At 58.3% G+C, this 12,664-nt stretch carries 7 protein-coding genes; 2 read left to right on the top strand and 5 right to left on the bottom strand.

Annotated features, from left to right (window positions below; all coding sequences use genetic code 11):
- Window positions 1-278: 278 nt before the first annotated feature.
- Window positions 279-425: a hypothetical protein gene (locus ACSQ36_RS16370; RefSeq protein ID WP_436182693.1), complete on the bottom strand. Its 147-nt coding sequence runs from the start codon at window positions 423-425 to the stop codon at window positions 279-281.
- 1,174 nt (window positions 426-1,599) lie between these two features.
- Here ACSQ36_RS16370 and ACSQ36_RS16365 point away from each other — a divergent pair.
- Window positions 1,600-5,373: a chemotaxis protein CheB gene (locus ACSQ36_RS16365; protein ID WP_436182692.1), complete on the top strand. Its 3,774-nt coding sequence runs from the start codon at window positions 1,600-1,602 to the stop codon at window positions 5,371-5,373.
- Window positions 5,374-6,148: 775 nt separating this feature from the next.
- Here the strand turns inward: ACSQ36_RS16365 and ACSQ36_RS16360 are convergent.
- Entirely contained in the window at window positions 6,149-6,808 is a 660-nt protein-coding gene (locus ACSQ36_RS16360; protein WP_436182691.1) for a helix-turn-helix domain-containing protein, read from the bottom strand.
- Window positions 6,809-7,214: 406 nt separating this feature from the next.
- Here ACSQ36_RS16360 and gspG point away from each other — a divergent pair, with 406 nt between their 5' ends.
- Window positions 7,215-7,655: a type II secretion system major pseudopilin GspG gene (gene gspG / locus ACSQ36_RS16355; protein WP_436182690.1), complete on the top strand. Its 441-nt coding sequence runs from the start codon at window positions 7,215-7,217 to the stop codon at window positions 7,653-7,655.
- Between the two features lie 720 nt (window positions 7,656-8,375).
- On the opposite strand, the gene ACSQ36_RS16350 is transcribed toward gspG, so the two are convergent.
- From ACSQ36_RS16350 to mutL, 3 genes are all read right to left on the bottom strand, one after another.
- The gene (locus tag ACSQ36_RS16350) at window positions 8,376-9,251 is read right to left on the bottom strand and encodes a sulfite exporter TauE/SafE family protein (RefSeq protein ID WP_436182689.1); all 876 of its coding nucleotides are present in this window, start codon (window positions 9,249-9,251) and stop codon (window positions 8,376-8,378) included.
- 385 nt (window positions 9,252-9,636) lie between these two features.
- Window positions 9,637-10,587 carry a tRNA (adenosine(37)-N6)-dimethylallyltransferase MiaA gene (gene miaA, locus ACSQ36_RS16345; RefSeq protein WP_436182688.1) on the bottom strand — a complete coding sequence of 317 codons (951 nt, stop codon included), beginning with the start codon at window positions 10,585-10,587 and terminating at the stop codon, window positions 9,637-9,639.
- Window positions 10,584-12,599 carry a DNA mismatch repair endonuclease MutL gene (gene mutL, locus ACSQ36_RS16340; RefSeq protein WP_436182687.1) on the bottom strand — a complete coding sequence of 672 codons (2,016 nt, stop codon included), beginning with the start codon at window positions 12,597-12,599 and terminating at the stop codon, window positions 10,584-10,586. Before mutL ends, miaA begins: the two co-directional genes overlap by 4 nt.
- Between the last annotated feature and the right edge of the window lie 65 nt (window positions 12,600-12,664).

Here is a 12,664-nt window from a genome sequence, read left to right as displayed (position 1 = left end):
CACCTGAGACGGCCTATCGAACGTGTGACTGCTCCGTCCGACCAGTCCTCGCTTATCGGCCAAGTGGACGCCGGACGAGCGTCACTCGAGGCCGTCTCCGGGATGGTGTACATCGCCCGTTGCGCTTCCTAGCTGGGCAATGCCTCAGCTAAGCTGTCGGCGTTAGGCAATCGATTAATAGCACACTCAATTCAATGGCGAAATTGGAAAAAAGACCGGGCCAGACCGCAAGAAACGCACGCCACAAAAAGGCGCTGTTTCTTCCCATGGATCGAGCCTCAATCGACCAGATAGCGCTGCGGTTTCGTATGGCGCTCGAGGCGTTGCGGCACGGCTCCGGCGACGTGAGCGCTGTGCGTTGCCTGGTGCAAGTCACGATACTCGCCGATTTCCTCGGAGAGGCCGGATACGGCGCGATGGATCACGACATTCTCCGTCGAGCGGAGGACGGTCTCGCGCGGACGTTGCAGCGAGGCAAAGAAACAGCCGATTGGACGATCGGGGAGCCCCTCGTTGAAGACTTGACGCAAGTTGTGAATGAGCACGACCGACAGTTGCGCGAAACCCGCCTATTTGCCATCGTCGAGGCGACCAATCGGCTGGAACGATGGATTCGCTCATGCAAGACGGAAGAAGACTTGTTTCGCCGACGAAGCGGGGGTCCTCCCGACGACGAGATCGCTCACCAAAGTAAGGCTAACTAACAGCCGGCTTCGCATCCACTAAAGACATCTTAAAAGTGATCGCCGGCGGCGCTGGCGCCGTGTCTGTCTTCGCGGTACCCGGCCACGTTCGGCAAATCGCCGAAGGCGAGCGAGCTGCAAGTAAGCTGAAGCGATTGAACAGCCGGGAAAAGCGCAGACGCAAGCGAATGCCTGGCGAAGTAGATGTCCGCCGACGCGGCCGATGAAAGATCGCTCAAAGGAAGTGAGAGGCTCTTGACGACCCTCAACAGCCGCTCAAAGTGGCGACTGGACCGTCCGCTGCCGAGCAAGAGGGGTCAGTCGTGGCTCATCACGAAAACCAAAATGTTCCGAAGAAAGTCAACCCGGACCGTCCGATTGGACCGGAGCAGAGAGCCAGTAGAATCGGCGGTTCTTGCCTACTTGATGGTTGACGTAAATCAAAACCTGCATGGACTGACTACAATAACTTCATCCAAAGCCGCGCGTCTGGATGACGAGAGCAGATTGGGTTTTCTCAAGCGACAAATGCGGGGAGGGGTCGGGGCGCGTCTGATCAAATGGCATGTAAGATGTGCCCTCATATCGGTCGTGGATCGCTTTACAGGCGACAGCGCTAATGAGTCTGGAGCTCGCAGGAACATTCCCGGGAAGCAACCGTACTCACACATTCAAGGATCGGCTCGGTTGTTTGGGCAGGTATATTGCCTGAAGCGGCCATCCATGGGGCCTTTCCAAGACTTACGCGATGCGCCAGGCAGCCTAAAATTAGATGAAGAAGCGCCTTCCAGCTGGCACGCAATTGCAAACTTGCGCAGCAATCAACGAGCACTACGAGCGATAACGGATGCTTGCTTGCAAGCATCGGCTGCATCACTTCAGCCTCCCGTCCGAGGCGCCCTTGGAACGAAATGTGATGTCAGAGATCTCCCGGCATAGTCCGGCGGCAGGACAACCAGCAACCAGTGACAGCCTATCATTGCCGGTCCGGGATCTCCGTAATTCGTCAGGGGCGTTTCTGGTTGTCGGCATAGGGGCATCGGCCGGCGGCCTTGATGCCTGTAGAAAGCTCGTGGATGCCCTGCCCGCACCTACCAGCATGGCCTTCATCCTGGTCCAGCATCTCGATCCAACCCACCAAAGCATGCTGGTGGAGTTGATCGCCAGCCACACCTCAATGACCGTGGTGCAGGCGGTGGACGGCATGTCGATTGAACGTGAACACCTCTACATCATTCCTCCCGGCGTTTATCTCGCTGTGGGCAATAACGCGCTACATCTCTCTCACCCTCAAGAGCGCCATGGCGCACGCCTGCCGTTCGATTTTTTGCTGCATTCGCTGGCCGAGGAATGTGGCGCGAGTGCTGTTGGCGTGGTCCTTTCGGGAACTGGTGCCGATGGCAGCATTGGGCTGAAAGTATTGAAAGAGAAAGGCGGCTACGTGATCGCTCAGGATCCTGACGAAGCCGAGTATGACGGCATGCCGCGAAGCGCAATCGCAACCGGAGTAGTAGATCTCGTGCTACCGGTGGCTGCGATTGCCGATGCGCTTATCAACCACGATCGGGGCGTGATGCTCACGCCAACGCAAAGCGATTCGATAGCGGTTGATACGCGGGGGGAACTAGATACTGGTCCACACGCATTGGACCGGGTCATTGAACTTCTCCGCACAAAAACCGTACACGATTTCACGCTTTACAAGCCGGGAACGCTGAAGCGTCGCATCGAGCGGCGCATGGCGATGGCTGGAGTGGTGAATGATGACATGGACCAGTATCTCAAAATGCTAGGAACCGACGCAGGTGAACTCGATCACCTCGCGAAGGACCTTCTGATCAACGTCACGAGCTTCTTTCGTGACCCGAAGGTCTACGATTTCCTTGCACAGAAAATCATTCCTGACCTGGTCAACAGTCACACGGACGAGCGCCCCCTGCGCATCTGGGTGGCCGGATGTAGTACGGGAGAAGAAGCCTATTCGATCGCGATGCTCTTTATCGAGGAGATCGCAGTCTCGAAACGCAATATCAAAATCCAACTACTTGCTTCCGATGTGGATCCGGATGCTGTAACGACCGCCCGGGAGGGTGTATATCCTGAAACGATCCAGGCTGACGTGTCACCTGCACGCCTTAGGCGCTTCTTTTTGCTGGAGGATCATCATTACCGCGTCTTGCCTGAGCTGCGTGCAGCTATTGTTTTCACTGTGCAGGATGTGCTTGCGGACCCACCCTTCTCGCGTCTGGACCTAGTTTCGTGTCGCAACCTCCTCATCTATTTGCGCCCTGAGGCTCAGGAGAAGGTAGTTTCATTGTTTCATTTCGCGCTGCGCGAGAGGGGCGTTCTACTGCTGGGTAACGCGGAGACGGCCGGCAACGTTGAAGGCCGCTTCGAACTGATCTCCAAGCAGGAAAGGCTGTATCGACATATCGGTCGCAGCAGGCCCGGGGAACTGAATTTTTCGATGCCTACCGGTGGTGGCGTTCGAGTACCCACAGTTCCAGGACTGGGCCGGGCACCCGCGCGCCAGTCCGCTCTCGCCGAGCTTTGTCGACGGTTGGTGATCGAGCGTTATGCGCCAGCGGCGGTGCTGGTCAATCGCCAGCACGAGTGTCTCTACTCACTGGGCGCGACGGATCGTTATCTGAGCGTCGCACCGGGGCAGCCCACTCACGACCTCTTTGCCATGGCGCGGCCGGGTGTGCGCACCAAACTTCGGTCGGCTATCCAGCAGGCCAGTCAGGAAAACGTGCGCGCCGTTATTACTGGCGCACGAGTAACCTACGATGGCCGTCCCTTGGTTTTCAGAATTGATGTCCAGCCCGTGATGACGGAGGGCGAGGCGTTGTTGTTGGTCTGCTTCATCGACGAGCAACAAGTCGAACTGAAACAAAAACCGGAAACCGGTGCCCCCATCGAGCCGCAGAACGAGACACGGGTTATCGAACTGGAGCAGGAACTCGAAGCCACACGGGCGGAACTGCAGGGCGCCATTCGCAACCTTGAGATATCGAGCGAAGAACAGAAGGCGATCAACGAAGAAGCCTTGTCGGCCAATGAAGAATATCAGTCCACAAATGAGGAATTGCTCACCTCCAAGGAGGAGTTGCAGTCGCTTAACGAGGAGCTTACAGCTCTCAACGGGCAACTTCAGGAAACTTTGGAACGGCAACGGACAACAAGCAACGATCTCCAAAATGTTCTGTACAGCACGGATGTTGCGACGCTCTTCCTCGACACCGAGCTCAAGATCCGCTTCTTCACGCCTGCTACCAGAGCGCTGTTCAGCGTCATTCCAAGCGATATAGGTCGGCCGCTCGCGGACCTGAATTCGCTTGCGACCGATGGTGCGCTCCCGACCGATGCGCAGGCAGTGCTGCACAGCCTTGTGCCGGTTGAGCGGGAAATCGAAACCCAGGACGACACTTGGTTCACGCGCCGGATATTGCCCTATCGCACCGAGGACGGCGGAGTGGGCGGAGTGGTGATCACCTTTACAGACATCACCGAACGCAAGCATACGGCGAAGGCGCTGGAACTCGCCAGGAAGCAAGCTGAACTGGCAAATATCGCGAAGTCCCGCTTTCTTGCGGCTGCGAGCCATGACCTGCGCCAACCGCTGCAGACGCTCGCCTTGCTCCAAGCGTTGCTTGCGAAAACGGTCGAAGGTGATAAAGGGCAGGACCTCGTGACGCGGCTCGATGAAACGATAAGCTCGATGTCTGAGATGCTGAATACGCTGCTGGACATCAACCAAATCGAAGCGGGCACGGTCCACGCTGAAATGGTGAGTTTCCCGGTCAACGACCTGCTTCACAGGCTGAAGAATGAGTTTAGCTTCCAGGCGCAAGCAAAGGGAATCGTCCTCTGCGTCGCGACCTGCAGTCTCACGCTATACAGCGATCCCCGCCTTCTCGAACAGGTGATCCGGAATCTGCTGTCGAATGCCTTGAAATATACCCCGCATGGCAAGGTGCTGCTGGGCTGTCGGCGGCGCCATGGGACACTAAGCATCGAGGTATGGGACACGGGCGTGGGGATCGTAAGCGGCGAACTTCAGGCTATCTTCCAAGAATATCATCAGATCGATAACCCCGCACGCGAGCGCAGCCGGGGTCTCGGCCTGGGTCTGTCGATCGTTCAACGGATCGCTGATTTGCTGGGTTGCCGAATGCGGGTTCGCTCCCAACCGGGCAAGGGATCAGCATTCGCTATCGAGGTCGATCTTCCGACGTCTGGAGCGCCAACGCAGTCTCAGCTCCCTTCGATACCTGTGCCACATCAAGAAGCCTTCGAAAGTGCGCATCGTTCGGGCATGATTCTCATCATCGAAGACGATCCCGAGGTGCGCGAGGCGCTTAGACTGGTTTTCAGCGAAGAGGGACACCAAACGATGGGAGTAGCTGATGGTGCCGCCGCGCTCGAATGGCTGGCTCAAGGAGGCGTCGTGCCAGACTTGATGCTGGCCGACTACAACCTTCCCAACGGCATGAATGGAGTCCAGGCTGCGGTGAATGTGCGGGAGAAGCTCGATTGTGAACTGCCAGTCATCATCTTAACTGGCGACATCTCCACCGAAACCTCGCGGGATATCGCGCTTCACCGTTGTGGGCAGTTCATTAAACCAGTGAGGTTTAAGGACCTGTCGAATGTCATCCAGCGCCTCCTGGCAGTACCACACGTTTGATAGCAACCCAGCGATGTTCTCGACTGGATATCGGCCTCGTGCGTCCGTTCAGAAAACCTACGGAATACCGACTGGCGTACGCTCTACTTTGGATGAGTCAGGCGAGCGGCGACAGCGAACGGCCGCTATCAAGAGAGCTTCAGACCATAGCAACGATGGCTCGGCCGTCCACTGATGGCTGCTATGCGCCGGTCCGGGAAGCGTTGGCCTCCAGCGCATCGCTGCACCTTTTCCAGATGTGCCCGACCAGTGGATTTTGATAGTTCAGCGTCAGCTCATTCGTGAACAGCGTAAGCACATCCGATTGACGTACTGCATGCACGCCAGTCAAGTGCTCGCGGGACAACTTTAGCGCCATTTGTACAAGCATCAGACGGTCAAGCCAACTCGCCGACATCCGATTCCTAACCAACCAGATGCGTGCCGATTCGACGACATGGTCAACGCGCCATGTTTTCGTCAAAGCATGCGAGGCGAGCGCACTCGTTACCAAATAGCAAAGTAGATGGGTTCGCGCCGCTGGGCTAATCGACTGTTGTTGGCGTGACATGTTTGTTGATTCAGACTCCGGCGAAGGTGTCGCGATAGGGTAGACGCATGTTATCTGCACTCGCGCTCACGATCCACGACGACGTGCGCAACAATGACGACTGAGAACTGAATTTATCAGTCGCATCCCCCGACATGTGCCTGGCCGGCGCTTGCCCTTGGCCGGTCGCCGCCGCGCACGCATGTGTTTGCAGCGTCAGCCGGCAATGCTTAAAGGCTCTCTCCTTTAACGACGCGCTTTGCGTATCAAATGCGATAGTTCGAGATCCGTCGCGATCTTCCAGACATGGCCGCGAGAATATCGAATGCCAAAGCGGCGTTCGATCGCCGCGCGAAGCCGATCGTTGGTCCAGCTATCAGCTTCGATTCCTTGTGCTTTCGGGGAATGGCGTAACGCGGCGGCTACCCAAGACATTAATGTTGCCGTCGACACTTGTGGGCTCGACCCGACGTGCGAGCCGCTTTTGGGTTTGAGGCAGTCGGCGAACCCGAGGTCGATGATGAGCTGCCTGACGTACACACGGGAAAAGCTGATCCCGAGATCCCTTGCGATCAAGGAACGAAGGCGCCCGTCAGTCCACTGGTCTGACTTGTATCCGTGCGCCGAGGCTGATCCACGTAGCGCTGTCGCTATCCATTCCCGCGCCTCTAGGCTAAGGGAAGGCTTCCTTCCTCCTACTGACATGCGCTCCAGCGCACCCAAGCCACCTTCGGCCAGAAGCGCCCGATAGCGCCGCGCGGTCGGGATGGAAATACCAAGCGCAGCGGCGACCTGGACAGGGGATTTCCCTTCCGAAAGCAGTTGAGCGGCTTCTAGCCGCAACGCCACGCTTGGTAGCATGTCCTTTGGCGTGCCCATCGCGTCAAAGTGGAGTTTCGGATTCACAATGCTCGCACAAAAGCGCCCGCACGGCTTGGGTATCGGGGTCAGTGGCTAATCCGACGAGCCCGCGTCCGGATCGATTGACAGCGATCTAGACATCAACCACGAATGGCCAAAAGTGGCCGGCCGCGGCTCGATACGGACCTCGATCGATCGCCGATCCCAACAGGCAGGCGAGCGGCGTCTTCTCGAAGTCCAACCTCCATCTTTGTGACATCGAGCTTCGACACGTCGTTGGTCGGAGCGGAAGATCGTCCCCCCAGCCCATTCAATCGTCTAGCGCTCCACGGGCTACATTCACCCTACCGTTTATCAAGGCAAAACCTTACAATAAGTAGTCAGGCAAGTTTCACCGCTCTCTGTCCAGCAGGAAGCCCGCACGTTACTTCCCGAAAATAGGTAGCAAATCATGCAAATGGGGACCGGCCGCCGCACGGATATCCCGGCTTTCACGATAAAAAAAATCATAGTCGTAGTTGCGATACTGGGCCTGCTGGTCACGCTAATTGTTTCAAAGATCGTGAGCGGCCCGGACGACGCAAAGCGTGTCGCGGCGACCCAGGACATCAGCATAATCATGCAGGCACTGACGCTATACCACCGCGACAACGGCCGCTATCCGACCCAGGAGCAAGGCCTGCGGGCGCTGACCGAGAAACCTGCTATTAATCCGGTGCCCAAGCTCTGGAAGGACGGCGGCTATCTCTCGCGTTTACCAAATGATCCATGGGGCAATCCCTATCAATATCTCAACCCTGGCGTCCATGGTGAGGTCGATGTATTCAGCTACGGGGCCGACGCAAAGCAAGGCGGGGATGGCAACGATGCCGACATAGGCTCGTGGGATTAACGTGTTACCCGCTCACTACGTTCCGGATTTTCATCTCGGCATCGTCGGTATGTCCGATTGGGTGTCCGTGAAAACGACGGGCGAGCGACATGAACGTCGTCGAAAAGCCTGTCGTCCCGGCGTAGCCGGACCTTGAGCGTCCGTCCGAAGGCATAGGGGCCGGCGCCGGCAAATGGGTGGCGTCTGCCTGTTGCAGTCGGCGCAGTTCGAACCCGCTCCGACATTGAACTGACGAAGTGAGCCGTCATTGATCGGTCCGCGTCGGGCAGAAGTCGACCCTAAGCGGGCAGTTGTCCTTGCTGTGCTTTAACGACCGATGACGGTGGTAATCCAGACACCACCCGCCTTCCGCCGCTAGAAGATATCACCTTGGCCGCATTGATTCCTCCGCCCATCGGAGCGTGCTGATCGGCACGGGTATGCGCGCCGCGCTTGACTATCGTTTCCGAACTCCTCGCGCGACTCGTTCAGGGTCCATGAAGCAATGCATCTGATAACGGAGCTCGACGACTACCTGCTGAAAATCGGGCTTCATTCACAGGTTCAAGCATGGCACGGCAATTTATGCGATATCAGCTTGACTGGCGGAGCCGGGCTACGTCGCAGTGTGACGTGTTGAAAGGGTGTATGGATCGACGGCGCAACGCCAACGTACACTAACTCGGAGAATCGCCGCCTCGGGCGCCCGTTGCCGGTGAGGAACGCACGCTTTCGGCTCGACTACCCGAAGTAGCTGATCCCCGAGACGATCATCAGCACGTTCACGGCGCGGGCGAAATGCTTGTCCGACAGCCGCTTGTAGAGCGTCATGCCCACAGCGGTTCCGAGAAGCGCAGCGGGTATAGATAGCAGATTCGCCGGCTCGAACCCAACCTTGCCGGCGGCATGTCGCAATAGACTGATCGTTGTGAGCGCACCTACCTGCATGATCAAAATGAACGGCTGGAACAGGGCGCGCTGGCGGTCCTTGCCCCACCCTTTGAAACCGCACCAGATGGTGACGAATGCGCCAGGAAACCCGACGGCACCACCTGTGATTCCCCCGAGAAGTCCGGCGAAGACATCGAAGGCCATCTTTTGATGACGGGTAACTAAAGGTTTTCGGACAAGCATGTAGCAACCGTAAGCGACAAGAAACACGCCAAGTACATGAGTATAGAGATGACGATCCAGCTTCAACAATACGGCAATACCAACCGGCAGACCGAATGCGCCGCCAATCAGAAAAATAGAAAGTTCTCGCCAGTGGATTGCTCCTCTCAGTGACCAGACCATCGCTGTCTGGTTGGCGATACTGCAGACGATCATGATCTGGACGACTTGCACGGGATCGATGGAAATATGGAACAGCACGGTGCCGCAGAGGGCAGAGAAGGCGAATCCGGCGATGCTGGAAACGGCGGACGCCAGAAAAATGGCGCCGACGACAACTGGCTTCACGGCGCCCTGTGCGGACAATGCGAGGCAGAGCATAGTGGCAGCTATGAGTACCGACCACTGAACCTTGATTTGCCAGGCACGCCAGTTGGGTGCCGTGCTGGATGAAGGAGTGGATCCTGCGGCGCTTTCCGTTTCAGGCTGAGGATCAACATCCATCACGCTGGCTCCCAGTTTGGCGAAGTTTCAGAAGAACCTGTCTTTCCGTATCTGTTGCTGCTGCGACGTCCGGCTCGCGGATTCAGCACGCGTGGCACACCAAAAAAGGGAGAAACGCCCGCCTCAACGTGATAGATCACACGACTTTCAGCTCCCTTCCAGAATGAGCGGTACCGCACACTTCTGCTAGGTGTCTGCACAGACCAACTTCGCCACCGGCCCTCGCCAACCAGGCTGCCGCATTTCGGCTGGCCGTTTGCTGATTTGGAGCGGACGTCAGCGCGCCTGGATCACAGCACCGGTGAACGTCAACTCCTTTGGCCGATACGCGTCACACGAAGTTCGTCGACTAGTATCGCGCCACCTCGGCTTCGCTTACCACGCACTAAATACGAACCACCCGCTCAATTTCCCCCACCGTCATTTCCATCGCATCGTCGCGGGTGCAATCTACCACTCGCCGCTCCTTGATCGCCCTCAACCACGTCAACTGCCTTTTACACAACTGACGCGTCGCGAAAATGCCTTTATCGCGCATGGTCTTATAGTCGATTTCCCGATCCAGATATTCCCAAGCTTGCCGATACCCCACGCATCGTATCGATGGCATCGCCGGCGATAAATCCCTGCGCGCCCGTAGCCGCTCCACTTCCTCCAGCAATCCAGCTTCAAGCATCAAATCAAACCGCTTCTCGATCCGCTTATGCAACACGCTTCTATCCGATGGCTCCAACGCAATCGGAACGAATTCAGGTTCGCTTTCCTGACTCTTTTTCGGGTCTTTCAATATGGCGGATAAAGGTCTGCCGCTCAGCATAAACACTTCCAGTGCTCGCTGAATTCGCTGCGAGTCATTAGGTGCCAACCGCGCCGCGGTTTCAGGATCAACCATAGCCAATCGCGCGTGCAAAGCAGGCCAGCCATCTCGTGCAGCTTCTTCATCAAGCGCCGCGCGCATTTCCGGATTCGCCTCCGGCAACTCATTCAATCCACGTGTCAAAGCCATGTAATACAACATCGTTCCACCGACCAATAACGGGATTCGGCCGCGACCTTCAATGTCGGCCACCAGCTTCAAAGCGTCATCCCGAAATTGAGCAGCCGAATACGATTCGGTCGGATCGATGATATCGATTAAATGATGCGGTGCCAGCGCGCGTTCTTCGTGACTAGGTTTCGCCGTGCCTATATCCATGCCGCGATAAACCAGCGCCGAATCCACGCTGATGATTTCCACCGGCCAGCGTTGAGCGAACGCGAGCGCCGCCGCAGTCTTTCCCGATGCCGTCGGCCCCAATAAGCACGCAACCCGACACGCAATCTGCCGCGCGCTCATTGGCCGCGCATGAAAAGTCGGTCGAGATCGCCGAGCGTCAACTGGAACCAGGTCGGCCGGCCGTGATTGCACTGGTCGCCGCGCTCGGTGGCTTCCATCTGGCGCAACAGGCCATTCATTTCGTCCAGCGTCAGCCGGCGATTCGCCCGCACCGCGTGGTGGCACGCGAGCGTGCCCAGCAATTCGTGCTGACGCTCGGTCAACACCCGCGAGCCGCCATAAGCCTGCAAATCCGAAATCACCGCGCGCGCCAACGACTGCAAATCGGCATCTTTCAGCAGGGCAGGGACCGCGCGAATCGCAATCGAGCCCGGCGACAGAATCGCCAGATCGAATCCCAACGCGTCCAGCACTTCACGCTCTTCCTCGACCACGCCCATTTCCACGGCATCGACGGTCATCGTCACCGGAATCAGCAACGGCTGCACCGCGATTGCCCGGTCAGCCAGCGAGTTCTTGAACTGCTCGTAAAGGATGCGCTCGTGGGCCGCATGCATGTCGACGATGATCAAACCTTGCGCGTTTTGCGCCAGCACGTAGATGCCATGAATCTGACCCAGCGCGAAGCCAAGCGGCTGCTCATCGGCACCGATATCCGGCGCACCCGGCATCGCGGCGTAGAGCGGCGGCGCGCTGGGCTGGTTCGGCGAATAAGCCTCGGACGAGCTGACGCCCTCGGCAAGCGTCGAGCCCTGCGGCGTGCCGGCGTTTACATCGCGGCGACCGAACAACGCGTCGTACAGCGCCAGCGGCTGAGCGACCGGCAGATTGCCCTGCGTCATCCGCGATTGCCGCAGCCAGTTCGTGGCGTTGTCGTTTTTCCGCTCCGAACCCAGCGTGGAATCGTTCAGTGAGCTTGTACCCATACCCACCACACCGGCGCCCGCGTAAGGCCGGGCGCTGAACGAAGCGATTCCCGTCGGCTCCAATTGCGCGGCGTGCCCACCGGCCGTTGTTTCCGGCGACGCCCCCGCGTGACGCGCCAACGCACGCTGCACGGCATGGAACACGTACTGATGGATCGAGCGTGAATCGCGGAAACGCACTTCGATCTTCGACGGATGCACGTTCACATCCACCGATTCCGGCGGCAGATCAAGGAACAGCACATACGATGGATAGCGGTTGCCGTGCAGCACATCCTCGTACGCGGCGCGCACGGCGTGCGTCAGCAGCTTGTCGCGCACGAAGCGGCCGTTGACGAAAAAGTATTGCTGGTCGGCGCGGCCGCGGCTCGCGGTCGGCAGTCCAGCGCAGCCATACACGGCCAGCGGTCCGGCGCGTTCGTCGAGCGGCAGATGCGCGGTGGCGAAGACCTCGCCGAGAATTTTCGCCACGCGCGTGGAAGGGTCCGAAGCGTTCCAATGCTCGACCGCTTTGCCGTTGTGAATCACCGATATCGCGATATCCGGCCTTGCCAGCGCGACGCGCCGGATCACTTCCAGGCAATGCCCGAGCTCGGTCTGCTCGCTTTTCAGGAATTTGCGGCGTGCGGGCGTGTTGAAGTACAGCTCGCGCACTTCCATCGTCGTGCCGATAGTCCCGGCCGCCGGCGAGATCGCGCCGGTCTGGGCGTCGATCCGCGTGGCATGCGCGCACGCCGCCGTCCGGCTGGTGATGAAAAGCTCCGCCACCGACGCAATCGACGCCAGCGCTTCACCGCGAAACCCCAGCGACGCTACGGCTTCCAGCTCGGCAAGCGAGCGGATCTTGCTGGTGGCGTGGCGCAACAATGCCAAAGAGAGTTCGGCGGGGGGAATGCCACAGCCATCGTCGACGATCATGATCCGCTTCACGCCGCCTTCGTCGAGCGTGATCCGCAAGCTCGACGCGCCGGCGTCCAGCGCGTTTTCGAGCAACTCCTTCACCACGGACGCCGGCCGTTCGACCACTTCGCCCGCCGCGATCTGGCTGATCAACTGGTCGGGCAACTGCTGAATGGCGCGCGGCAAGCGCCCGGCGGGGGCGGAAGAGTTGGAAATCGTGTCGGATGAATCGATGAGATCGGGCATGCCTAAATTATAAAGCTTCGCGCCCGTGAACGATTTCGCCGCCATTCAGTCTGCCACTACGCGTT

Source organism: Caballeronia sp. LjRoot34 (genome assembly GCF_964253815.1).
Classification (GTDB): domain Bacteria; phylum Pseudomonadota; class Gammaproteobacteria; order Burkholderiales; family Burkholderiaceae; genus Caballeronia.
Note: the sequence above shows the minus strand (reverse complement) of the source record. Positions and strands in the feature narration are given on the sequence as shown.